The organism is Pseudomonas sp. PS1(2021) (genome assembly GCF_020405165.1).
Taxonomy (GTDB): Bacteria; Pseudomonadota; Gammaproteobacteria; order Pseudomonadales; family Pseudomonadaceae; genus Pseudomonas; species Pseudomonas aeruginosa.
Window position 1 is genome coordinate 2,388,348 of the sequence record NZ_CP084484.1, and the last position, 21,402, is coordinate 2,409,749.

22 protein-coding genes are annotated in these 21,402 nt (G+C 69.0%); 9 read left to right on the top strand and 13 right to left on the bottom strand.

Features of this window, described 5'->3' with window-relative positions:
• Positions 1–6: 6 nt before the first annotated feature.
• From LE197_RS11220 to LE197_RS11240, 5 genes are all read left to right on the top strand, one after another.
• A complete protein-coding gene (locus LE197_RS11220) occupies positions 7–1,962 on the top strand; it encodes an acetoacetate--CoA ligase (RefSeq protein ID WP_023109177.1) in 1,956 nt (651 codons plus the stop codon).
• 57 nt (positions 1,963–2,019) lie between these two features.
• Entirely contained in the window at positions 2,020–2,298 is a 279-nt protein-coding gene (locus tag LE197_RS11225) for a peptidylprolyl isomerase (RefSeq protein ID WP_003088559.1), read from the top strand.
• An 18-nt stretch (positions 2,299–2,316) separates the two neighbouring features.
• Positions 2,317–2,673 (top strand): MmcQ/YjbR family DNA-binding protein, encoded by a 357-nt coding sequence (locus tag LE197_RS11230; protein ID WP_003111913.1) that lies wholly within the window; start codon positions 2,317–2,319, stop codon positions 2,671–2,673.
• On the top strand, positions 2,670–3,233 hold the full coding sequence (locus tag LE197_RS11235; RefSeq protein WP_003088555.1) for a putative glycolipid-binding domain-containing protein: 564 nt from the start codon (positions 2,670–2,672) through the stop codon (positions 3,231–3,233). The genes LE197_RS11230 and LE197_RS11235 overlap by 4 nt, the downstream gene beginning before the upstream one ends.
• A gap of 124 nt (positions 3,234–3,357) precedes the next feature.
• Positions 3,358–4,566 (top strand): MFS transporter, encoded by a 1,209-nt coding sequence (locus LE197_RS11240; protein ID WP_003113497.1) that lies wholly within the window; start codon positions 3,358–3,360, stop codon positions 4,564–4,566.
• Positions 4,567–4,598: 32 nt separating this feature from the next.
• Here LE197_RS11240 and LE197_RS11245 read toward each other — a convergent pair whose 3' ends face one another.
• From LE197_RS11245 to pedF, 10 genes are all read right to left on the bottom strand, one after another.
• On the bottom strand, positions 4,599–6,293 hold the full coding sequence (locus LE197_RS11245; protein WP_003106469.1) for a NahK/ErcS family hybrid sensor histidine kinase/response regulator: 1,695 nt from the start codon (positions 6,291–6,293) through the stop codon (positions 4,599–4,601).
• A complete protein-coding gene (gene ercA / locus LE197_RS11250) occupies positions 6,277–7,440 on the bottom strand; it encodes an alcohol dehydrogenase-like regulatory protein ErcA (RefSeq protein ID WP_226034029.1) in 1,164 nt (387 codons plus the stop codon). The genes LE197_RS11245 and ercA overlap by 17 nt, the downstream gene beginning before the upstream one ends.
• Positions 7,441–7,525: 85 nt before the next feature.
• Positions 7,526–9,352: an alpha/beta hydrolase family protein gene (locus tag LE197_RS11255; protein ID WP_023109178.1), complete on the bottom strand. Its 1,827-nt coding sequence runs from the start codon at positions 9,350–9,352 to the stop codon at positions 7,526–7,528.
• Positions 9,353–9,356: 4 nt separating this feature from the next.
• Positions 9,357–10,502, bottom strand: a complete 1,146-nt coding sequence (gene pqqE, locus LE197_RS11260) for a pyrroloquinoline quinone biosynthesis protein PqqE (protein WP_017148973.1) — start codon at positions 10,500–10,502, stop codon at positions 9,357–9,359.
• Complete coding sequence (gene pqqD, locus LE197_RS11265; protein ID WP_003088542.1) at positions 10,474–10,752, bottom strand: pyrroloquinoline quinone biosynthesis peptide chaperone PqqD; 279 nt, start codon at positions 10,750–10,752, stop codon at positions 10,474–10,476. Before pqqD ends, pqqE begins: the two co-directional genes overlap by 29 nt.
• Positions 10,749–11,501 carry a pyrroloquinoline-quinone synthase PqqC gene (gene pqqC, locus LE197_RS11270; RefSeq protein WP_003111679.1) on the bottom strand — a complete coding sequence of 251 codons (753 nt, stop codon included), beginning with the start codon at positions 11,499–11,501 and terminating at the stop codon, positions 10,749–10,751. The genes pqqD and pqqC overlap by 4 nt, the downstream gene beginning before the upstream one ends.
• Positions 11,502–11,510: 9 nt before the next feature.
• Positions 11,511–12,425, bottom strand: coding sequence for a pyrroloquinoline quinone biosynthesis protein PqqB (pqqB, locus tag LE197_RS11275; protein ID WP_023109179.1), 915 nt, complete (start codon positions 12,423–12,425; stop codon positions 11,511–11,513).
• 52 nt (positions 12,426–12,477) lie between these two features.
• Complete coding sequence (pqqA, locus tag LE197_RS11280) at positions 12,478–12,549, bottom strand: pyrroloquinoline quinone precursor peptide PqqA (protein ID WP_003106462.1); 72 nt, start codon at positions 12,547–12,549, stop codon at positions 12,478–12,480.
• A 354-nt stretch (positions 12,550–12,903) separates the two neighbouring features.
• A complete protein-coding gene (locus LE197_RS11285) occupies positions 12,904–14,424 on the bottom strand; it encodes an aldehyde dehydrogenase family protein (protein WP_003117412.1) in 1,521 nt (506 codons plus the stop codon).
• An 86-nt stretch (positions 14,425–14,510) separates the two neighbouring features.
• Complete coding sequence (gene pedF / locus LE197_RS11290; RefSeq protein ID WP_003107652.1) at positions 14,511–14,948, bottom strand: cytochrome c-550 PedF; 438 nt, start codon at positions 14,946–14,948, stop codon at positions 14,511–14,513.
• Positions 14,949–15,260: 312 nt separating this feature from the next.
• Here pedF and exaA point away from each other — a divergent pair, with 312 nt between their 5' ends.
• Together exaA and LE197_RS11300 are read left to right on the top strand one after the other, a co-directional pair.
• Entirely contained in the window at positions 15,261–17,132 is a 1,872-nt protein-coding gene (exaA, locus tag LE197_RS11295; protein WP_003088524.1) for a quinoprotein ethanol dehydrogenase, read from the top strand.
• Between the two features lie 53 nt (positions 17,133–17,185).
• A complete protein-coding gene (locus LE197_RS11300; protein ID WP_003088520.1) occupies positions 17,186–17,833 on the top strand; it encodes a pentapeptide repeat-containing protein in 648 nt (215 codons plus the stop codon).
• A 25-nt stretch (positions 17,834–17,858) separates the two neighbouring features.
• On the opposite strand, the gene LE197_RS11305 is transcribed toward LE197_RS11300, so the two are convergent.
• From LE197_RS11305 to LE197_RS11315, 3 genes are read right to left on the bottom strand one after another with little or no spacing between them, the layout of a single operon-like run.
• Positions 17,859–18,536, bottom strand: coding sequence for a response regulator transcription factor (locus LE197_RS11305; RefSeq protein ID WP_003113463.1), 678 nt, complete (start codon positions 18,534–18,536; stop codon positions 17,859–17,861).
• 12 nt (positions 18,537–18,548) lie between these two features.
• The gene (locus LE197_RS11310; RefSeq protein ID WP_003107757.1) at positions 18,549–19,199 is read right to left on the bottom strand and encodes a sensor histidine kinase; all 651 of its coding nucleotides are present in this window, start codon (positions 19,197–19,199) and stop codon (positions 18,549–18,551) included.
• Between the two features lie 8 nt (positions 19,200–19,207).
• Positions 19,208–19,348 (bottom strand): hypothetical protein, encoded by a 141-nt coding sequence (locus LE197_RS11315; RefSeq protein ID WP_003088510.1) that lies wholly within the window; start codon positions 19,346–19,348, stop codon positions 19,208–19,210.
• A gap of 515 nt (positions 19,349–19,863) precedes the next feature.
• Between LE197_RS11315 and agmR the strand changes: the two genes are divergently transcribed.
• Complete coding sequence (gene agmR, locus LE197_RS11320) at positions 19,864–20,529, top strand: response regulator AgmR (RefSeq protein WP_003107754.1); 666 nt, start codon at positions 19,864–19,866, stop codon at positions 20,527–20,529.
• Positions 20,530–20,538: 9 nt separating this feature from the next.
• Positions 20,539–21,402, top strand: a complete 864-nt coding sequence (locus LE197_RS11325) for a DMT family transporter (protein WP_003113465.1) — start codon at positions 20,539–20,541, stop codon at positions 21,400–21,402.

The window sequence follows — 21,402 nt, forward strand, 5'->3', positions numbered from 1 at the left end:
CACGCCATGCCCGCACCGCTCTGGAGCCCTTCCGCCGAACGCATCGCCGCCAGTCGCATGGAGGCCTTCCGGCGCTTCGTCAACCAGCGCCATGCCCTCGGTCTGGCCGACTACCCGGCGCTGCATGCCTGGAGCGTGGAGCGGCGCGAGGCGTTCTGGCAGGCCATCGTCGACTTCTTCGAGGTGCGCTTCCAGCAACCGCCGCGTGCGGTCCTCGAGGAAGGCGCGCAGATGCCCTCGGCGCGCTGGTTCCCCGGCGCCACGCTGAATTTCGCCGAACACCTGCTGCGCCGCCGCGATGATGCCCCGGCGCTGATCGCGGTGAGCGAAGACGGTCGCCGCGAGGTGCTCAGCCACGCCGAACTGGCCCGTCACGTGGCGGGCCTGCAGAAGCGCCTCGCCGCCCTGGGCATAGGCCCCGGCGACCGGGTCGCCGCGCTGATGCCGAACACCTGGCAGACCGTGGTCGGCATGCTCGCCACCGCCAGCCTCGGCGCGACCTGGTCGAGCTGCTCGCCGGACTTCGGTACCCAGGGCGTGATCGACCGCTTCGGCCAGATCGAACCGCGCGTGCTGATCGCCTGTGCCGGCTACCGCTACGCCGGCAAGTCGCTGGACCTCACCGCCAAGCTCAACGAGGTGCTCGCCGACCTGCCCGGCCTGGAGCAACTGCTGGTGGTGCCCTACGACCGTCCGCAGGCGCAGCCGCAGGACTACCGCTGCCAGGCGCAGGTCGCGCTGTGGGACGGGTTCTACCAGGCCGAGGGCGAGCCGGTCTTCACCCCGGTGCCCTTCGAGCAGCCGCTGTACATCCTCTATTCGTCGGGCACCACCGGAGTCCCCAAGTGCATCGTCCATGCCACCGGCGGCGTGCTCCTGCAACATCTCAAGGAGCACGGCCTGCACACCGATCTGGGCGACGGCGACCGGCTGTTCTACTACACCACCTGCGGCTGGATGATGTGGAACTGGCTGGCCTCCGGTCTGGCGGTGGGCGCCAGCCTGGTGCTCTACGACGGCTCGCCGTTCCACCCCGGCCCCGAGCGCCTGCTGGACCTCATCGACGCCGAGGACATCGCCGTGTTCGGCGCCAGCGCCAAGTACCTGGCGGCGCTCGAGAAGGCCGGCGTGCGCCCGCGCCACAGCCACCGCCTGGACAGCCTGAGGACACTGCTCTCCACCGGTTCGCCGCTGGCCCACGAAAGCTTCGACTACGTCTATCGCGAGCTGAAGAGCGACCTCTGCCTGTCGTCGATCTCCGGCGGCACCGACATCGTTTCCTGCTTCGCCATCGGCAACCCGGTGCTGCCGGTGTGGCGCGGCGAACTGCAATGCAAGGCGCTGGGCATGGCCGTGGAAATCTGGGACGACGACGGCCGCCGCCTCGCCAGCGGCAAGGGCGAGCTGGTCTGCACCCGGCATTTCCCGTCGATCCCGCTGGGCTTCTGGAACGACCCGGATGGCTCCAGGTTCCACGACGCCTACTTCGCCAGCTTTCCCGGCGTCTGGGCCCATGGCGACTACGCCGAGGAAACCGCCCACGGCGGGCTGGTCATCCACGGCCGCTCCGACGCGGTGCTCAATCCCGGCGGCGTGCGCATCGGCACCGCGGAAATCTACCGCCAGGTGGAAAAGGTCGAGGAAGTCCTCGAGTCCATCGCCATCGGCCAGGACTGGCAGGGCGATGTGCGTGTGCTGCTGTTCGTCCGCCTGCGCGACGGCGTGCGACTCGACGAGCCGCTGCGTGAACGCATCCGCCAGACCATCCGCGCCAACGCCACGCCGCGCCACATACCGGCGAAGATCATCCAGGTCGCCGATATCCCGCGCACCCTGAGCGGCAAGATCGTCGAGCTTGCGGTGCGCAACGTGATCCACGGCCGCCCGGTGAAGAACACCGACGCCCTGGCCAACCCGCAGGCGCTGGAGCTTTATCGCGACCTCGCCGAACTGCGCGACTGAAGCCGCGGCGAGCCTGGGCTAGAATGCGCGTTCCGTGCTACCGCAAAAGGTAATCCCATGCCCGTCGCCATGGCCCGCCACATCCTGGTCAAGACCGAAGCCGAGGCCGCGCAACTGAAGCAGCGCCTGGCCAAGGGCGAGGACTTCGCCACACTGGCGAAGAAGCATTCGACCTGCCCGTCCGGCAAGCGCGGCGGCGACCTCGGCGAGGTGCGTCCGGGGCAGATGGTCAGGTCCATCGACAATGCCATCTTCAGGAAACCCGTGGGCGTGCTCCAGGGTCCGCTGAAGAGCCAGTTCGGCTACCATCTCCTGGAAGTGTATTTCCGCGACTGAACCGCCACCGGAGCGTCCATGACCGCCGACCAGATCGCCGCCTTCTGCCTGCAACTGCCCGGCGCCCGGGAAGACCTCAAGTGGGGTTCGAACCGGGTGTTCTCGGTGGCCGGCAACAAGATGTTCGCCATCCTCGACTTCGTCGACAAGGACGGCGGCCTGGCCTTCAAGGTCGGCAGCGAGCTGTTCCTCGGCTATGTCGACCGCCCCGGCATCCGTCCGGCGCCCTACCTGGCGCGCGCGCACTGGATCGTCATGGCCCGCCCCTACCCGATGAAGGCGGCGGAGTTGCGCGAGGCCCTGGTCCGTTCCCATCAACTGGTGGTGGCGCGCCTGCCCAAGCGCCAGCGCCTCGGCCTGGTACTCGACGCATGAGTCGCGACCGTCTGTACACCTGGGCCGGCCTGTGGCGCTCGCCGTCGTCCAGCTGGGAGGCCCTGCGCCTGGAGGACGACCAGGCGGAAAGCCAGTTGCGCGCGCCGGACGAACGCAGCGGCCTGCCCTACCAATTGGACTACCGGCTGCGCTGGGACGCCGACTGGCATCTGCGTGAGGCGGTGTTCCACGTCGAAAGCGAAACCGGGGTGCGCAAGCTGCACCTGCTCGCCGATGGCCGCGGCCACTGGCAGGACGGCGACGGCGAAGCGCTACCGGCATTCGACGGTTGCCTGGACATCGATATTTGGCCAAGCCCCTTCACCAACACCTTCCCGATCCGCCGCCTGGGCCTGGCCGATGGCCAGCGCGCGGAAATCCGCGCGCTCTACATCGAGGCCCCGGCCCTGGAGCCGCGTAGCATGCGCCAGGCATACACCCGTCTGGACGCCAGCCACTACCTCTACGAGAACCTCGAAGGCAGCGCGTTCAAAGCGGTACTGCTGGTGGACGAACAGGGCCTGGTGATCGATTACCCGGGTCTCTTCCAGCGTCTCTGAACGCGCTAGCGCCGGGCACCGCGCGTCGCCGATAGCCCGGCGAATCCGTTAGCCTGCTTTCATTCGTCATCTGCAACGGTCATCATGGCGGACCGCGACAACCCACTGCGACCGCGTTTCCCACATGTCCGTCGATATCCGCCCCACCCCGCCGGCGCAGGACAGCGCCCGGCAGAACGTCACCCTGCAGATCGTCTCGGTGGTGATGTTCACCTTCATCGGCTACCTGACCATCGGCATCCCGCTGGCGGTGCTGCCCGGCTACGTGCACGACGACCTCGGCTACGGCTCGGTGCTGGCCGGCCTGGTGATCAGCCTGCAGTACCTCGCCACCCTGCTCGCCCGGCCCTACGCCGGGCGCGTCATCGACGGCCTCGGGCCGAAGCGCGCGGTGCTCTACGGCATGGCCGGCAGCGCCGCGAGCGGGCTGTTCATGCTGCTCTCGGTGGCGATCCAGGGCTGGCCGGCGCTGAGCCTGGCCAGCCTGCTGGTCGGCCGCCTGGTACTCGGCGCGGCGGAAAGCCTGGTCGGCTCGGCGGCGATCGGCTGGGGCATCGGCCGGGTCGGCGCGCCGCACACCGCCAAGGTGATTTCCTGGAACGGCATCGCCAGCTACGGCGCCATCGCCCTCGGGGCGCCGCTAGGGGTGCTGCTGGTGCAGTGGCTGGGGCTGTGGAGCATGGGCGCGTCCATCGTCCTGCTCGGGGCGCTCGGCTTCGCCCTGGCCTGGCCGAAGTTGCCGGCGCCGCTGGTGCACGGCGAGCGACTGCCGTTCCACCATGTGCTCGGCCGGGTCACCCCGCACGGTATGGGCCTGGCGCTGGGGGCGATCGGCTTCGGCACCATCGCCACCTTCATCACCCTTTACTACGCCAGCCGTGGCTGGGCCAACGCAGTGCTCTGCCTGAGTGCCTTCGGCGGTTGCTTCATCGGCGCCCGGCTGTTGTTCGCCAATAGCATCAACCGGCTCGGCGGCTTCCGCGTGGCGATCATCTGCCTCGGCGTCGAAAGCCTCGGCCTGCTGCTGCTGTGGAGCGCGCCGAATCCCTGGGTCGGCCTGGCCGGCGCGGCCCTCACCGGCTTCGGCTTCTCCCTGGTGTTCCCGGCGTTCGGCGTGGAAGCGGTGAACCTGGTACCGGCTTCCAACCGTGGCGCGGCGCTGGGCGCCTACTCGCTGTTCGTCGACCTGTCGCTGGGCATCACCGGGCCGCTGGTGGGCTTCGTCGCCAACCTGTTCGGCTTCCGCTCGATGTTCCTCTTCGCCTGCCTGGCCTCGCTCGGCGGGCTGGCCCTGGCCGTCGCACTGCACCGGCGCAGCCGCCGGCCTGGCTAGGGCGTGCACCGTCCCAGGCGGCGGTACGCGTTCTAGAGCTCGCCGAGCAAGGCGCTCAGGGCCGCGCGCAGCTTGCCGGGCTTCAGCGGCTTGTTGAGCAGCGGCACGCCCAGGCGGGCCAGCGCGCGACGGCAATCGTCGCTGCGGTCGGCGGTGATCATCACCGCGGCGATCTCCGCGCCGTAGTCCTCGCGCAAGGCGCCCAGCAACTGGCAACCGGTAGCGCCGTGGTCCAGGTGGTAGTCGACCAGGATCGCATCCGGCGCGCGGCCATCGAGCGCCTTGCGCGCGCCTTCCAGGTCGGTGGCGGTAAGCACCTCGCAGCCCCACTGGCCGAGCAGCGCGGACATGCTGAAGAGAATCTCGGTCTCGTTGTCCACCACCAGCAGCCGCCGTCCCGGCAGCGGATCACCAGCCGAAACCCGCGCAATCGCCTCGCCGGGTGCTGGCCGCGCCGGCTTGCGGACCAGCGGCACCTCGATGGCGAACAGCGAGCCTCGGCCGGGAGTCGAATGCACCTCGATGCGGTAGCCGAGGATGCCGGCGATACGGTCGACGATGGCCAGCCCGAGTCCGACGCCACGGCGCTCGGAAGCGCGCCCGGCGTCCAGTTGGTTGAACTCGAGGAAGATCGCCTGCAACTGGTCGGCGGGGATGCCCCGGCCAGTGTCCCACACCTCCAGGCGTACCTTGCCGCCACGCCGGCGCGCCCCCAGCAGCACGCTGCCGCGCTCGGTGTAGCGGCAGGCGTTGCTGAGCAAGTTGCGCAGGATCCGCGACAGCAGGCGCGCATCGGTGCGCACTGCCAGTCGCGGGATCCGCGCACGCAGGGCCAGGCCGGCGGCACGCGCGACTTCCTCGAACTCCGAGGCCAGCGGAGCGAGCAGTTCGTCGAGGGAATAGTCGTCCAGGTCCGGACGGATCGCGCTCTGGTCGAGCCGGGCGATTTCCAGCAGGTCGGTGAGCAAGGTCTCGGCACCTTCCAGGGCCAGGTGGGTGCGCTCCACCAGTTGCAGTTCGGCGGCCGGCAGGCCCCGTTCGCGCAGGGTGTCGACCAGCAGCCGCGCCGCGTTGAGCGGTTGCAGCAGGTCGTGGCTGGCGGCGGCGAGGTACTTGTCCTTGCTGTGGTTGGCGGCTTCGGCGGCGTCGCGCGCCTGGCGCAACTGGCGGTTGAGCTCTTCCAGCTCGTGGGTGCGCTCGGCTACCCGCCGCTCCAGCTCCTCGTTCATGGTCTGCAGGCGCTGCTGGGCCTGGACCCGCTCGGTGATGTCGGCGACGAAACCTTCGACCAATTCTTCCTCGTCGTGCCTGAGCAGCAGGTTCATCAATACCTCGATGTGACTGCCGTCCCTGCGCCAGAGGCGCGTCTCGTAGCCGAACAGGCCGCCGCGCTCGCGCAGCAGCGCGCGGATCCGTCGCATCTCGGCCTCGCCGCCGACGAACAGTTGCCCGGCCATGTCCTCCAGCGACCAGAGCACCTGTTGCGGATCGTCGTAGCCGAGCATCTGCGCCAGCGCCGGATTGGCGGCGCGCAGCCCCTGGCCGAGGCTGGCCTGGAAGATGCCGTGCACCGCGTGCTCGAACAGCCATTTGTAGCGGTTGCGCTCGGCCTCCAGCTCCTCCAGGCGCGCCAGCAGCTCCGGGTAGTGGCTCTTGCGCGCGGAGTGGCTGCCCAGGCCGAGTAACCCGGCCAGGGCCTCCTGCTGCTGCTCAGAGGGCCTCGCCATAGACCACCTCGACATCGCGCTGGCTCGACTCGCGCGGGTTGGTAAGGATGCACGGGTCCTGCATCGCGTGGCGCGAGAGGAAAGGAATGTCGGAGCTGCCGACCCCGTGCAGGGCGAGGCTCTCGTGGAAACCCACGGCGTGCTTGAAGGCGATCAGGTGGTCCACCAGGCGCTGGCGGACCTGCCCCTGGGTCAGACCGCGGCAATCGATGCCGAAGGTCTCGGCGATCACCTTGAAGCGTTCCGGCGCGGCGCTGTAGTTGAACGCCACCACGTGTTCGACCAGCGCCGCGTTGCACAGGCCGTGGGGCAGGTCGAGATAGCCGCCGAGGCTGTGCGACATGGCATGCACCGCGCCGAGGATGGCGTTGGAGAAGGCCAGCCCGGCCTGCATGCTCCCGAGCATGATCTTCTCGCGCAGGGCGATGTCGCCGGGGTTGGCGATCATCTGTACCAGATTGCCATCGATCAGGCGCATCGCTTCCAGCGCGTGGGGATCGGTCAGCGGCCCGTGGCCGGTGGAGACGAACGCCTCGATGGCGTGTACCAGTGCATCGATGCCGGTACAGACCGAAAGGAAGGGATCCATGGTCAACGTGGTTTCCGGGTCGATCAGCGAGACGTCAGGCACAACCGCCTTGCTCACCACGGAGAACTTCATGCGCTCGTCCTGGTTGGAAATGATCACGAACTGCGAGACGTCCGCCGAAGTCCCGGCGGTGGTCGGGATCAGGATCAGCGGCGGACTCGGCACCCGCAGCCGGTCGACGCCTTCGAACTCGAGGATGCTGCGGCCATGGGCGGCGACGATGCCGATGCCCTTGGCGCAATCCATCGGGCTGCCGCCGCCCACCGCGACGATCACGTTGCAGCCCTCGCTGCGATAGAACTCGGCGCCGAGCATCACCTCGTCGACCCGGGGGTTGGGCGAAACGTCGGTATACAGGCAGTAGTCGATGCCCTGTCCCTCCAGGCTTGCCTGGATGTCGGCGACCCAGCCGGCGGCGAGCACGCCGGGGTCGGAGACCAGCAGGACCTTGCGCGCACCGAAGGTCTTCACGTAGTTGGCGACGCTGTGCCGGCAGCCGGCGCCGAAGATGATCTCGGGCGAGACGAATTTACGCAGTTGGCTGAGGTCGTGGCTCATCTGACAGACCATTCTTATTGTTATCGGACATTGCCGGCAGCCTACTGCATTCGTCGGTTATTGCAATGCGACCTTGGCGGCCCTTTCAATCCTCCAGCAGGCCCAGGTAGAAGCGCCATTCCGCCAGCAGCGCATGGGCGCGATTGGCCGGCTGGCGGAAACCGTGGCGCTCCTGCGGATAGCGGTGGCACTCCACGCGCACGCCGCTGCGCCGCAGGCCGGCGACCATCGCCTCGGTCTGCTCCGGCACCACCACCGCGTCGAGCCCGCCCTGGAAGAACACTACCGGCGCGCGGATACGCCCGACCTGAAGCACCGGGCTGCGCACCAGGTAGCGACGGCGCTGGCGCAGCGGGTCGCCAATCAGCCAGTCGAGGTAGTCACCCTCGAACTTGTGGGTGCAACGCGCCAGTGCCAACGGATCGCTGACCCCATAGAGACTGGCGCCGCCGCGCAGGCCATCGAGGCAAGCCAGGGCGCGCAACGCGCTGTAGCCTCCGGCGCTGGCGCCACGGACGAAGACCCGGGCGCGGTCGATCCATCCCTCCGCGTCCAGCTGCGCCAGCGCGGCCTCGATATCGCGCAACTCCAGGCGCCCCCACTGGCCGCGCAAGCGCTGCCGATAGGCGCGGCCGTAGCCGCTGCTGCCCCGGTAGTTCAGCGCCGCCACGGCGAAACCGCGCTGGGTCCAGAACTGCAGGCCGGCATCGAACGCCGGCGAATGCATCGAGGTCGGTCCGCCATGCAGCCACACCAGCAGCGGCGGTGGTCGTCGGGGATCGACGCGGCGGCGGGCATTGCGCGGCGGATAGAAGAAACCGTGGCCGTTTTCGCCGTTGCCCAGCCCATAGACGAAGGCCTGCGGATGCGACAGGTCGTCCTCCGCCAGCGGTCGCTCGCCGCCACGCAGCACCTCGACACGCAGCTCGTCGCGATGGATCGCCAGCAGCGCCGGCAGGCGCCCGGCCGCCGCCGCGATGCAGTAGAACGCCCGGGCATCCGCGGCCAGTCCGGCGAACCGGTTCCAGTCCGCGGCCAGGCGCCGCTCGCTGCCGTCCGCTTCACGCAGGAACAGTTGCCCGCCGCCGGCCTCGACGCGACTGAGCAGCAGCCTTCCCTCTCCCAGCGGCAGGTAGCTGCAAGCGCCCAATTGCCAGGGCGCGCCAGCGTGGTCGGCATCGGCGAAGCGGCCGGCCAACGCTACCTCGGCGCAGGGACGCCACCAGCCGTCGCGGTCGCTCAGCCAGTGAAGGCGGCCGGCGGGATCGAAGCGTGGTTGCTGGATCGACTCGCCGCCTCCGGCTCCGGCCAGGCAGCGCGTACGCCCATTCTCCGCCAGGCCCAGGCGGGTCTCGGTCCAGGGCTGGTGCGGACGGTCCCATTCGATCCAGGCCAGCCGCCGCCCCTGGCCGGCGGCACGCGGCGCGGCGTAGAAATCGGCGCCCTCGACCAGCACCCGGCGCGCGCCATCGGCGTCCAGGCGCACGATGCGATGCACGACCCCGGTCGGCCCATGGCTCTCTTCCACCGCCAGCAGGGCATCCCAGGCATCGACGTAGGCCAGGTCGCCGTAGCGACACTGCGCCCCGCCGCCCAGCACTTGGGCTGCGCGGCCCGCTCGCCAGCGGCGTACCTGCTGGTCGGTTTCGTCGACCCAGGCCAGCCCGTCGAGCGTCACGCAGCAGGCGCCGCCGCCGTACTCGTAGACCCGGCTGCGCACCGAGCCGTCCGGCGCGGTGGGCTCCTCCAGCACGCCGTCGCGCCACAGGTACAGGCGCGAGCGCGCGCTGGCCGGATCGAATTCCACCCAGGCCAGCCCGCCATGGGCCGCCTTCAGCTCGCTGAAATCGCGCCCGGCGGCCACCGCGCGCTCGGCGCTCCAGTCGCTCGGCCAGTCGCCGTAGTCGACCATTGCCTCAGGCCTTGCAGATCAGGCGTGACACGCGCTGGTTGCGCCAGGTCAGCGCGTCCAGGCCAAGCGGCGCCTCCTCGGCCTGGCGACGGGCCGCGAGGATCAGGTCGTGCCGTGCCGACTTGGCGCAGACCGGGTCGGTGGCGTCGGCATCGCCGGTGAGGAGGAACGCCTGGCAGCGGCAGCCGCCGTGGTCCCTCTCCTTCTCCTCGCAGGAACGGCAGGGTTCGGGCATCCAGGCGTCGCCGCGGTAACGGTTGAAGCCGAACGATTCGTACCAGATGTGGCGCAGGCTGTGCTCGCGCACGTTGGGAAACTGCACCGGCAATTGCCGCGCGCTGTGACACGGCAGCGCGGTGCCGTCGGGGGTGATGTCGAGGAATACGCTGGCCCAGCCGCCCATGCAGGCCTTCGGCCGTTCCTCGTAGTAGTCGGGGGTGACGAAGATCAGCTTGCACGGGTTGCCTTCGGCGGCCAGCCGCTGGCGGTATTCGGCGGTGATCCGCTCGGCGCGCTCCAGTTGGGCGCGGGTCGGCAGCAGCCCGGCACGGTTCAGCGCGGCCCAGCCGTAGAACTGGCAAGTGGCGAGTTCGACGTAATCGGCTTCCAGCTCGATGCACAGCTGGATGATCCGCTCGATGTTGTCGATGTTGTGCCGGTGGGTGACGAAGTTGAGCACCATCGGATAGCCGTGCGCCTTCACCGCGCGGGCCATCGCCAGTTTCTGGGCGAAGGCCTTGCGTGAGCCGGCGAGCAGGTTGTTCACTTCTTCGTCGGCGGCCTGGAAGCTGATCTGCACGTGGTCCAGCCCGGCCTCGGCGAAGCGCGCCAGGCGTGCCTCGTCGAGGCCGATGCCGGAGGTGATCAGGTTGGTGTAGAAGCCCAGGCCGCGCCCTGCCTCGATCAGTTCGGCGAGGTCCTGGCGCAGCAGCGGCTCGCCGCCGGAGAAACCGAGCTGTGCGGCGCCCAGCTCGCGGGCCTGGCGGAACACCTCGATCCATTCCGCGGTACTCAGCTCGGCGCCCTCGCGGGCGAATTCCAGCGGGTTCGAGCAGTACGGGCACTGCAACGGACAGCGATAGGTCAGCTCGGCCAGCAGCCAGAGCGGCGGCCCCACGCTTTCACTGCAGCTCGATCCAGAATTGCGCATGGGCCACCTCGAGGAACGCCAGGATGTCTTCGTCTATGCCGGGGACTTCGGGGAAACGCTCGCGCAGCGCCGCGACGATGGCCGCCACGTCGCGGCGGCCATCGACCAGCTTGAGGATTTCCCCGGCGCTGTCGTTGAGCTTGACCATGCCTTCGGGGTAGAGCAGCACATGGCAGTCCTGGGCCGGTTCGAACTGGAAGCGGAAGCCCCGGCGCAGCATCGGCACGCTGTCGAGCGACGGCAGGCTCATGATGCCAGCCCCCGATGCCAGACCCGCTCGCGGGTCACCGTGTGGTACGGCGGGCGTTCGAGTTCGTAGGCCATGCTCATCGCGTCGAGCATGCTCCACAACACGTCCAGCTTGAATTGCAGGATATCCAGCATGCGTTCCTGTGCCTCGCGGGTCCGATAGTGCTCCAGGGTGATCCGCAGGCCGTGCTCGACGTCGCGCCGGGCCTGGGCCAGGCGACTGCGGAAATACTCGTAGCCGGCCGCCTCGATCCACGGATAGTGGCGCGGCCAGCTGTCCAGCCGCGACTGGTGGATCTGCGGGGCGAAGAGTTCGGTCAGCGAACTGCTCGCCGCCTCCTGCCAACTGGCGCGACGGGCGAAGTTGACGTAGGCGTCGACGGCGAAGCGCACGCCGGGCAGCACCCGCTCCTCGGACAGCACCTGCTCGCGCTCCAGGCCCACCGCTTCCGCCAGACGCAGCCAGGCCTCGATGCCGCCCGCCTCGCCGGGGGCGCCGTCGTGGTCGAGGATACGCTGGATCCACTCGCGGCGGACCTCGCGGTCGGGACAGTTGGCCAGGATCGCCGCGTCCTTCAGCGGGATGTTGACCTGGTAGTAGAAACGGTTCGCCACCCAGCCCTGGATCTGTTCGCGACTGGCACGGCCCTCGTACATCGCGACATGGAACGGATGGTGGATATGGTAGTAGCGTCCCTTGTCGCGCAGCGCCCGTTCGAATTCGGCGCGATCCATGGCGGCACGGCTCATGTTGGCCCCCTACAGCTGGATGTGCATGCCATCCCAGGCCACTTCGATGCCACTGGCATCCAGTTCGGCGCGTTCTGCCGAAGCGGTGTCGAGGATGGGATTGGTGTTGTTGATGTGGATGAGCACCTTGCGCGCGGCCGGCACCTTCGCCAGCACCTCGAGCATGCCGCCCGGCCCGCTCTGCGCCAGGTGCCCCATCTGCCGGCCGAGCTTGTCGCCGACCTCGCAGACCAGCATCTCGTCATCGCGCCAGAGCGTACCGTCCACCAGCAGGCAGTCGGCGCGGCGCATCCATTCGAGCAGCGCCTCGTCCACCTCGCCGAGGCCCGGCGCATAGAACAGGGTACCGGCGCTATCGAGGTCCTCGACGAACAGGCCGATGTTGTCGCCCGGATGGGGGTCGCCGCGATGCGGGGAATACGGCGGCGCGCTGCTGCGCAGGGGGATCGCGGTGAAGCGCAGGCGCGGACAGGCCGGAATGGCGAAAGGCTCGCCATCGAGGGCGATCGGCCGATGGCGCAGGCCGCCGTTCCAGTGGGAAAGCATAGGGAACAGCGGGAAGCCTTCGCTGAGGTCCTGGTGGACCATCTGCGTGCACCAGACTTCGTGCGGGCAGCCTTCGCGCAGGCTGAGCAGGCCGGTGGTGTGGTCGATCTGGCTGTCGAGCAGGACGATCGCGCCGATCGCCGTATCGCGCGGCCGACGCGCCGGCTGGAGGGCCGGGAAGGCGGCGATCTGGGCACGGATGTCGGGCGAGGCGTTGCAGAGGATCCAGCGCTCGCCGTCGTCGGACAGGGCGATGGAGGATTGCATGCGTGGCTGGGCCGCTACGCTGCCGTCGCGGACTCCGCGACAGTTGCGGCAGTTGCAGTTCCACTGGGGGAAGCCGCCGCCGGCGGCCGAACCGAGAATACGGATGTGCATGGGTCTGCCCCGCGGGCTGGAGGGAGGCCCCGGAAGACCGGGGCCGAACGGATCAGCGGTTGGCGAAGTAGAGGGTCACTTCGAAACCGAGACGCAGGTCGGTGAAGCTGGGCTTGGTCCACATGGGGTCGATCCTCTCTGGTGGGGCCGGGCGATTCCGGCAGGTCGAGTTAAACATCAGCGGGGCTCGCTCCGAATGAGACTTTCGAAGGAGTTTTCCCCCTGATTTGGTAGGGACTGCCTGTCCCGCCCAAGGTTCGCCGGGAGAACGCCGTTGCGCCCCCCTGGTTCGCCCTGGTGCAGGGCAGAAGCCTAGTCCATGCAGGGGCGGCGGCGAGGCGAAAAAGACGCGGCCAGGGCCGCGTCGCGCCAGAACCCGCCATGGGGAAAGCCGCGTCGGGACGCGGGACGAGCGCACCCGCAGGTGCCTTGGCGGAAAGGCCGCGGGTCGGAGCGATCCGCGGCGGCTGAGGACCGCTCAGAAGAAGCCCAGCGGGTTGATGTCGTAGCTCACCAGCAGGTTCTTGGTCTGCTGGTAGTGGTCGAGCATCATCTTGTGCGTCTCGCGACCGACGCCGGACTTCTTGTAGCCGCCGAACGCGGCGTGGGCCGGATACAGGTGGTAGCAGTTGGTCCACACGCGACCGGCCTTGATCCCGCGGCCCATGCGGTAGGCGCGGTTGATGTCGCGGGTCCAGAGGCCGGCGCCGAGGCCGTACTCGGTGTCGTTGGCGATGGCCAGGGCCTCGGCTTCGTCCTTGAAGGTGGTGACGCCGACCACCGGGCCGAATATTTCCTCCTGGAACACGCGCATGCCGTTGTGCCCCTTGAGCAGGGTCGGCTGGATGTAGTAGCCGCTGGCCAGGTTGCCTTCGAGCTTCTCGACGCTGCCGCCGGCGAGCAGCTCGGCGCCTTCCTGCTGGGCGATGTCGAGGTAGGAGAGGATCTTCTCGTACTGCTGCTGGGAAGCCTGGGCGCCGACCATGGTCTCGGTGTCCAGCGGGTCGCCGCGCTTGATCGCCCTGACCTTTTTCAGCACCTCCTCCATGAACGCCGGGTAGATCGACTCCTGGACCAGCGCGCGGGACGGGCAGGTGCACACCTCGCCCTGGTTGAAGAAGGCCAGCACCAGGCCCTCGGCGGCCTTCTCGATGAACGCCGGCTCGGCCTGCATGATGTCTTCGAAATAGATGTTCGGGCTCTTGCCGCCCAGCTCGACGGTGGAGGGAATGATGTTCTCCGCCGCGCACTTGAGGATGTGCGAGCCGACCGGGGTGGAACCGGTGAAGGCGATCTTGGCGATGCGCTTGCTGGTGGCCAGGGCCTCGCCGGCCTCCCTGCCGAAGCCCTGGACGACGTTGAGCACGCCCGGCGGCAGCAGGTCGCCGATGAGTTCCAGCAGCACGCAGATGCCCAGCGGGGTCTGCTCGGCCGGCTTGAGCACCACGCAGTTGCCGGCGGCCAGCGCCGGGGCCAGCTTCCAGGCGGCCATCAGCAGCGGGAAGTTCCACGGGATGATCTGCCCGACCACGCCCAGCGGCTCATGGATGTGGTAGGCCACGGTGCTGTCGTTGATCTCGGCAGCGGAGCCTTCCTGGGCGCGGATGCAGCCGGCGAAGTAGCGGAAGTGGTCGGCGGCCAGGGGGATGTCGGCGTTGAGGGTCTCGCGCACGGCCTTGCCGTTGTCCCAGGTCTCGGTGACGGCGAGCAGTTCCAGGTTCTGCTCGATGCGGTCGGCGATCTTCAGCAGGATGTTCGAGCGCTCCTGCACCGAGGTGCGGCCCCAGGCGTCGGCGGCGGCGTGGGCGGCGTCGAGGGCCTTGTCGATGTCCTCGGCGGTGGAACGGGGGAACTCGGCGATCGGCTGGCCGTTCACCGGCGAGGTGTTGGTGAAGTACTGGCCCTTGACCGGAGGCACGAACTCGCCGCCGATGTAGTTGCCGTAGCGAGGCTTGAAGGTGACGACGGCACCGGGGGTTCCGGGCGCTGCGTAGATCATGGCGAAGCTCTCCTGTGTGGTCGTTCCGCCGTGGCGCGGCGGACTCGTGCAAGGGCGCCGCGGTCGGCGGCGAAGGGTCGGGCGCGTCACTCGTCGACGTGCACGCTTTCCAGATAGCTGCGGATCGCCCAGAGGCCTTCCTGGCTGATGAAGTCGGCCATCTTCGGCATGTACACCGCGCCATCGCGCACCGCGCCGTTGATGACCCGCTCCTTGAACCATTCGTCGCCCTCGGCGCCGGTCTCCAGCAGGCGCAGGTCCGGGGCGATGCCGCCGGACTTGGCTTCCAGGCCGTGGCAGCGCGCGCAGTTCTGGTTGTAGGCGGAGGCGCCGATCTCGACGGCGAGGTCGTGCTTGGCGTAGGGCTTGCGGTAGGGGTTGGTGTCGCGCCATTCCTTGCCCAGCGGCTCGAGTCCCTTGGTGTCCACTGCCTGGGGGGTCACATCGCCGTGGGCCAGCGCCAGGCTCGAGAGGCTGAGACCGGCCAGCACCAGCAGGCCGCGCAAGGCGTTGTTCTTGTTCATCACTTCATTCCTCCGGGGAGACAGGACAAGGCACGGGCGCCAAACGGCGCTCATCGCCATCCTAGGAAGCTCCGCCGCGCGCCCGAATCCTGCTTTGGGCGTCCTCGCCTACTCCCTTCGGAGTAGAGCCTCGGAAGGCCTTACGCGGGGCTTTGGCAGCAAGTCCAAGTCATGCCCCGTCCGGGAAGTCTTCCCGGACGAATCGGGCGATCTTCCGTTCCCGTCGGCGCGCCCCGCTTCCACCATGAAGCCGCCGCGGCCCGAGCAGCGGCCTGCCGTTTCTCGACCCTCACTCCAAACGGGAACCCGATCATGACAACAAGAACCTCACCCGCCCCTGCCGGCCTCCTGCGCCCGAGCCTGCACTGCCTCGCCTTCGCCGTCGCCCTGGGCAGCGCTGGCGCCGCGCTGGCCAAGGATGTGACCTGGGAGGACATCGCCAACGACGACAAGACCACCGGCGACGTGCTGCAGTACGGCATGGGCACCCACGCCCAGCGCTGGAGCCCGCTCAAGCAGGTCAACGCCGACAACGTGTTCAAGCTGACCCCGGCCTGGTCGTACTCCTTCGGCGACGAGAAACAGCGCGGCCAGGAGTCCCAGGCCATCGTCAGCGACGGCGTGATCTACGTGACCGCCTCCTACTCGCGGCTGTTCGCCCTCGATGCGAAGACCGGCAAGCGCCTGTGGACCTACAACCACCGCCTGCCCGACGACATCCGCCCGTGCTGCGACGTGGTCAACCGCGGCGCCGCGATCTATGGCGACAAGGTGTTCTTCGGCACCCTCGACGCCTCGGTGGTGGCGCTGAACAAGAACACCGGCAAGGTGGTGTGGAAGAAGAAGTTCGCCGATCACGGCGCCGGCTACACCATGACTGGCGCGCCGACCATCGTGAAGGACGGCAAGACCGGCAAGGTCCTGCTGATCCACGGCAGTTCGGGCGACGAGTTCGGCGTGGTCGGCCGCCTGTTCGCCCGCGATCCGGATACCGGCGAGGAAATCTGGATGCGTCCCTTCGTCGAAGGCCACATGGGCCGCCTGAACGGCAAGGACAGCACGGTGACCGGCGACGTCAAGGCGCCCTCCTGGCCGGACGATCGCAACTCGCCGACCGGCAAGGTCGAGTCGTGGAGCCACGGCGGCGGCGCTCCCTGGCAGAGCGCCAGCTTCGACGCCGAGACCAACACCATCATCGTCGGCGCCGGCAACCCCGGCCCGTGGAACACCTGGGCGCGCACCGCCAAGGGCGGCAACCCGCACGACTACGACAGCCTCTACACCTCCGGCCAGGTCGGGGTGGACCCGAGCAGCGGCGAGGTGAAGTGGTTCTACCAGCACACCCCCAACGACGCCTGGGACTTCTCCGGCAACAACGAACTGGTGCTGTTCGACTACAAGGCCAAGGACGGCAAGATCGTCAAGGCCACCGCCCACGCCGACCGCAACGGCTTCTTCTATGTGGTCGACCGCAGCAACGGCAAGTTGCAGAACGCCTTCCCCTTCGTCGACAACATCACCTGGGCCAGCCACATCGACCTGAAGACCGGCCGCCCGGTGGAGCGCGAGGGCCAGCGCCCGCCGCTGCCGGAACCGGGGCAGAAGCATGGCAAGGCGGTGGAAGTATCGCCGCCGTTCCTCGGCGGCAAGAACTGGAACCCGATGGCCTACAGCCAGGACACCGGCCTGTTCTACGTGCCGGCCAACCACTGGAAGGAAGACTACTGGACCGAGGAGGTCAGCTATACGAAGGGCAGCGCCTACCTTGGCATGGGCTTCCGGATCAAGCGCATGTACGACGACCACGTCGGCAGCCTGCGCGCCATGGACCCGGTCAGCGGCAAGGTGGTCTGGGAACACAAGGAACACCTGCCGCTCTGGGCCGGGGTGCTGGCCACCGCCGGCAACCTGGTGTTCACCGGCACCGGCGACGGCTACTTCAAGGCCTTCGACGCGAAGAGCGGCAAGGAGCTGTGGAAATTCCAGACCGGCAGCGGCATCGTCTCGCCACCGATCACCTGGGAACAGGACGGCGAGCAGTACCTCGGCGTGACCGTCGGCTACGGCGGCGCCGTGCCGCTGTGGGGCGGCGACATGGCCGACCTGACCCGGCCGGTGGCCCAGGGCGGTTCCTTCTGGGTATTCAAGCTGCCCAGCTGGGACAACCGCACCGCCAGCCGCTGATCCCCGCGCCGCGCCCTGCGAGGCGCGGCTTTCCCCGCCTGCGGAGTATCCCGATGAAGACCTTCCTCCTCTGCGCCGCCCTGCTCGGCGCCGGCCTGGCCCAGGCCGCCGACGACATCGACGACGTCCGCGTCATCGCCGGCTGCCGCCTGGAGCCCGGCGCGCGCTGCGCCAAGGCCGACTTGCGCGGCGCCGACCTGCGCAACCTCGACCTCGGCCGCATCGACCTGGCCGGCGCCGATCTCTCCGGCGCCGACCTGCGTCACGCCAGGCTCGACCTGGCCAACCTGGAAAAAGCCAACCTGCGTGGTGCCGACCTCACCCGCGCCAGCCTGCAGCAAGCCAACCTGCGCGGCGCCGACCTCTCCGGCGCCAGGGCGGTGGCGATCCAGGCCTGGGGCCTGTTCGCCCAGGGCGCCCAGTGGCAAGGCGCCGACCTCACCGCCGCCTACCTGGAGTTCGCCCGTCTCAGCGGCGGCCGCCTGCACCAGGCCACGCTGCGCGCCGCCGACCTGGAGATGACCTGGCTGTCCCGCGCCGATCTCAAGGGCGCCGACCTGCGCGACGCCAACCTGCAGGAAGTCAAGCTGGCCGAGGCCAACCTGGAAGATGCCGACCTGCGCGGCAGCAAGGTGCGCTTCGGCAACTTCCAGGGCAGCAACATGCAGGGTTGCAAGGATTGCCCCGCGGGCTGGCAGTGAAGCGCCGGACAGCAGCGACGGCCCCCTAGCCGAGGCTGCCGCGAGCCTCCTCGGCGAGCGGCAGCGGCAGGCCCAGCCGCAGCACGCCGCTGTCGATGGCCCGGTGCACCAGTTCCGCCTGGGTACTCACCTGCAACTTCTGCTTGAGCAGGCTGACATGGTTGGACACGGTCTTGGCGCTTACCCCCAGGTGCTCGGCCACCTCGCGCAGGGCCAGGCCACGCGCGAGCAGGCGGAAGATCTCGAACTCGCGACGGGTCAGCCCGCGCAACGCTGCCCCGCCCTGCTCTTCCCACGACTGGCAGGCCAGGCGCGTGGCCAGGGGCTGCTCCAGATAGAGCTGGCCGGCGAGCACTCGCCGTATCGCCTCCAGCAGCACCGTCGGCGCCGCTCGCTTGGTCACGTAGCCGCGGGCACCGGCATCCAGCGCCTGGCGCACCAGGGCCAGTTCGTCGTGGAGGCTGAAGAACAGCACACGCAACTGCGGCAGGCGCTGGCGCAGCCGGCGAGTCAGTTCCAGGCCGCTGATGCCCGGCAGGCCGAGATCGACGATGACCAGCGAAGGAATTTCCCGCTGCACCGCCTGCAAGGCTTCTTCGCCGTCGCCGGCCTCGTTCACCTCCACGTCGGGGAGCAGCCCGCGCAACAGCGCGGCCAGCCCTTCGCGGACCACGAAATGATCGTCCACCAGCAGGACCTTCATCGTCCTCTCCTCTCAGTCATCGCGTTCCAGCGGCATCCGCAGGCGCAACGCCAGGCCCTGTCCGGGACGGCTGCGCAGGCTCAGTTCAGCGCCCAGGCAGCGCGCGCGCTGGCGCATCGAGTCCAGGCCGAAGCCGGGTGCCGGGTCCGCCGCGCAGCCGCGACCGTCGTCGCGTACGCTCAGGTAGAGAAAGCCGCCACGGCATTGCAGGCGGATCCGCACGCGGCTGGCGCCGGCATGCCGGGCGACGTTGTTCAGCGCCTCCTGCAACAGGCGGTAGAGATGGGTCCCGGCCGCCGCATCCAGGGGCGGCAGCGGACCGCCCAGGCGCAGCTCGCAGGCGATGCCCTGGCCTTCCTGCCAGTCCGCCACGCAGGCGCGCAGCGCCTCGTCCAGCGACTGGCGTTGCAGGGCCGGCGGCGGTAGACCGCGCAGCAGCGCGCGGAAGCTGTCGTCCAGCCCCTGGCAGTAGCGCTCCAGGCGTGCCAGCGCCGGCTGCCCGTCGCCTGCCGTGCAGCGCAGCAACAACAGTTGGGTGCGGATGCCCGTCAGGTACTGGCCGATATCGTCATGCACCGCCTGGGCCAGCAAGCGCCGCTCGCGCTCCTGCACGGCGAGCAGCCAGCGGTACTCCGCCGGGCCGGCGGGTCGCAGGTCATCCATGGCGTGGCTCAGGGGGCGATCCGACAGGCCTGTCCGACGGCGCAGGCGGCAGGTCTTTCCTGGCCGAGGTGGCGGGAATAGAGGAAATCGAACCCGAGCAGGCTGAGGATCAGCAGGATGGGCAACACCAGGGTGACGGCGATGCGCATGGCGGCGACTCCTGTCCATTGTCGTTGTCGAGACATGCTAGGACGCGCGGAGCCACGGCGTGCTACTACCTTGGTACTGCCGGGCCGCTACTTTTGCGCGGCCACCCGCCTCCAGCCGCCCTTGCGGGCGCCGCCGATGCAGCAGGAGCGCTGCGCAAGCGCCTGGTCCTGCTACTTTGGTACTGGTTCACCCCTCCGGACGTCGAATTTCCAAAGCAGCGCGCCTGCCCTGTAATGACGCATACAAGAAGAAACGACGAGAAGCCGCCATGCCCCGCCTTGCCTTGCCCCGCGTAGCGCCCGACTACCCTGCGGCGGTCCCGCCGCAGTACCGAGTTCGCCTTCTCCGCCTACCCGGCTGCCGACCGTCCGCGACGCGTCCCCGGCAGCGCGCGGCGGAACGCCCACCCGCTGGGCTATCGCGCCCACGACTGCTACCGTGAGCGCATTCGCATCCGCCCGCGTGCCCCGAGCCGCCACCAGCCGCCCATAACGACAATAACGAGGTGCAGGCCATGTACAAGATCCTGATCGCCGACGACCACCCGCTGTTCCGCGAGGCCATCCACAATGTCATCGCCGACGGATTCCCCGGCAGCGAAGTGATGGAAACCGCCGACCTCGACAGCGCCCTGGGCCTGACCCAGGAACACGACGACCTCGACCTGATCCTGCTCGACCTGAACATGCCCGGCATGCACGGCCTCAACGGCCTGATGAACCTGCGCAACGAGGCCCCGACCATTCCCGTGGTTATCGTCTCCGCCGAGCAGGACAAGCAGGTGGTGCTACAGGCCATCACCTACGGCGCGGTGGGCTTCATCACCAAGTCCTCGCCACGCGCGCAGATGACCGAAGCCATCGAGCAGATCCTCAACGGCAACGTCTACCTGCCCTCGGACGTGATCCGCACCCAGAAGAGTTCGCCGCGACGCAGCGGCCACGAAGAACACGGCATCTCCCCGGAACTGCTCCAGGCCCTGACCCGCAAGCAGCTGCTGGTGCTGGAGCGGATGACCAAGGGCGAGTCGAACAAGCAGATCGCCTACAACCTGGACATCGCCGAGACCACGGTGAAGGCGCACGTCTCGGCGATCCTGCGCAAGCTCAAGGTACACAACCGGGTCCAGGCGATCCTCAGCGCCGGCGACATCGACTTCGCCGCCTACCTGCGCCGCTGAGACCCGCCGATGCCCGACCGCCGTACCCTGCTGCTCACTGTCCTGGCGATGCTGGCCTTCGCCGGCAATTCGCTGCTCTGCCGCGCGGCGCTGAAGGACACCGCCATCGACGCGGTCAGTTTCACCGCCCTGCGTCTCTTCTCCGGCGCCCTCATGCTCGCCGTCCTGCTGCATCTGCGCCGGCGCCCGGCCACGCCCGCGCGCGGCGGCTGGCGCGGGGCGGCGGCGCTGTTCGTCTACGCGGCCGCGTTCTCCTACGCCTACGTGCAGCTGGACGCCGGCACCGGCGCGCTGCTGCTATTCGGCGCGGTACAGGTCACCCTGCTGCTGGCCGGCCTGCTGCGCGGCGAACGGCTGGGCGGACAGGCGCTGCTCGGTTTCCTGCTGGCCCTGGGCGGCCTGCTGTTCCTGTTGCTCCCCGGAGCCAGCGCGCCGCCGCTGGGCGGTGCCCTGCTGATGCTCCTGTCCGGCCTCGCCTGGGGCCTCTATACCCTGCTCGGCCGCGGCGGCGGCGATCCGCTGGCGGTCAGCGCGGGCAACTTCCTGCGTGCCCTTGCCTTCGCCGCCCTGCTGCTCCTGGCATTCCACGGGCAGTTGCGGCTGGACGGCGCCGGGCTGGCCTATGCCCTGCTTTCCGGCGCCCTCGCCTCCGGCCTCGGCTACGCCGTCTGGTACAGCGCACTGCCGGGGCTGACGGCGATCCAGGGCGCCTCGGTGCAGCTCAGCGTGCCGGTGCTCGCCGCCCTCTGCGGCGCCCTGCTGCTCGGCGAGCCGCTCGCCCCGCGATTGCCGCCGGCGACCCTGGCGGTGCTCGGCGGGATCGCCCTGATCCTCGCCCCGCGCCTGGGCCGCGCGGCGCGCGAAGGCGCCTGA

What these genes read in the sequence shown, in the direction of transcription:
- LE197_RS11220 (WP_023109177.1), top strand. Translation starts at nt 7, where the DNA reads ATGCCCGCACCGCTCTGGAGCCCTTCCGCCGAACGCATCGCCGCCAGT.
- LE197_RS11225 (WP_003088559.1), top strand. Translation starts at nt 2,020, where the DNA reads ATGCCCGTCGCCATGGCCCGCCACATCCTGGTCAAGACCGAAGCCGAG.
- LE197_RS11230 (WP_003111913.1), top strand. Translation starts at nt 2,317, where the DNA reads ATGACCGCCGACCAGATCGCCGCCTTCTGCCTGCAACTGCCCGGCGCC.
- LE197_RS11235 (WP_003088555.1), top strand. Translation starts at nt 2,670, where the DNA reads ATGAGTCGCGACCGTCTGTACACCTGGGCCGGCCTGTGGCGCTCGCCG.
- LE197_RS11240 (WP_003113497.1), top strand. Translation starts at nt 3,358, where the DNA reads ATGTCCGTCGATATCCGCCCCACCCCGCCGGCGCAGGACAGCGCCCGG.
- LE197_RS11245 (WP_003106469.1), bottom strand. Translation starts at nt 6,293, where the DNA reads ATGGCGAGGCCCTCTGAGCAGCAGCAGGAGGCCCTGGCCGGGTTACTC.
- ercA (WP_226034029.1), bottom strand. Translation starts at nt 7,440, where the DNA reads ATGAGCCACGACCTCAGCCAACTGCGTAAATTCGTCTCGCCCGAGATC.
- LE197_RS11255 (WP_023109178.1), bottom strand. Translation starts at nt 9,352, where the DNA reads ATGGTCGACTACGGCGACTGGCCGAGCGACTGGAGCGCCGAGCGCGCG.
- pqqE (WP_017148973.1), bottom strand. Translation starts at nt 10,502, where the DNA reads ATGCGCAATTCTGGATCGAGCTGCAGTGAAAGCGTGGGGCCGCCGCTC.
- pqqD (WP_003088542.1), bottom strand. Translation starts at nt 10,752, where the DNA reads ATGAGCCTGCCGTCGCTCGACAGCGTGCCGATGCTGCGCCGGGGCTTC.
- pqqC (WP_003111679.1), bottom strand. Translation starts at nt 11,501, where the DNA reads ATGAGCCGTGCCGCCATGGATCGCGCCGAATTCGAACGGGCGCTGCGC.
- pqqB (WP_023109179.1), bottom strand. Translation starts at nt 12,425, where the DNA reads ATGCACATCCGTATTCTCGGTTCGGCCGCCGGCGGCGGCTTCCCCCAG.
- LE197_RS11285 (WP_003117412.1), bottom strand. Translation starts at nt 14,424, where the DNA reads ATGATCTACGCAGCGCCCGGAACCCCCGGTGCCGTCGTCACCTTCAAG.
- pedF (WP_003107652.1), bottom strand. Translation starts at nt 14,948, where the DNA reads ATGAACAAGAACAACGCCTTGCGCGGCCTGCTGGTGCTGGCCGGTCTC.
- exaA (WP_003088524.1), top strand. Translation starts at nt 15,261, where the DNA reads ATGACAACAAGAACCTCACCCGCCCCTGCCGGCCTCCTGCGCCCGAGC.
- LE197_RS11300 (WP_003088520.1), top strand. Translation starts at nt 17,186, where the DNA reads ATGAAGACCTTCCTCCTCTGCGCCGCCCTGCTCGGCGCCGGCCTGGCC.
- LE197_RS11305 (WP_003113463.1), bottom strand. Translation starts at nt 18,536, where the DNA reads ATGAAGGTCCTGCTGGTGGACGATCATTTCGTGGTCCGCGAAGGGCTG.
- LE197_RS11310 (WP_003107757.1), bottom strand. Translation starts at nt 19,199, where the DNA reads ATGGATGACCTGCGACCCGCCGGCCCGGCGGAGTACCGCTGGCTGCTC.
- LE197_RS11315 (WP_003088510.1), bottom strand. Translation starts at nt 19,348, where the DNA reads ATGCGCATCGCCGTCACCCTGGTGTTGCCCATCCTGCTGATCCTCAGC.
- agmR (WP_003107754.1), top strand. Translation starts at nt 19,864, where the DNA reads ATGTACAAGATCCTGATCGCCGACGACCACCCGCTGTTCCGCGAGGCC.
- LE197_RS11325 (WP_003113465.1), top strand. Translation starts at nt 20,539, where the DNA reads ATGCCCGACCGCCGTACCCTGCTGCTCACTGTCCTGGCGATGCTGGCC.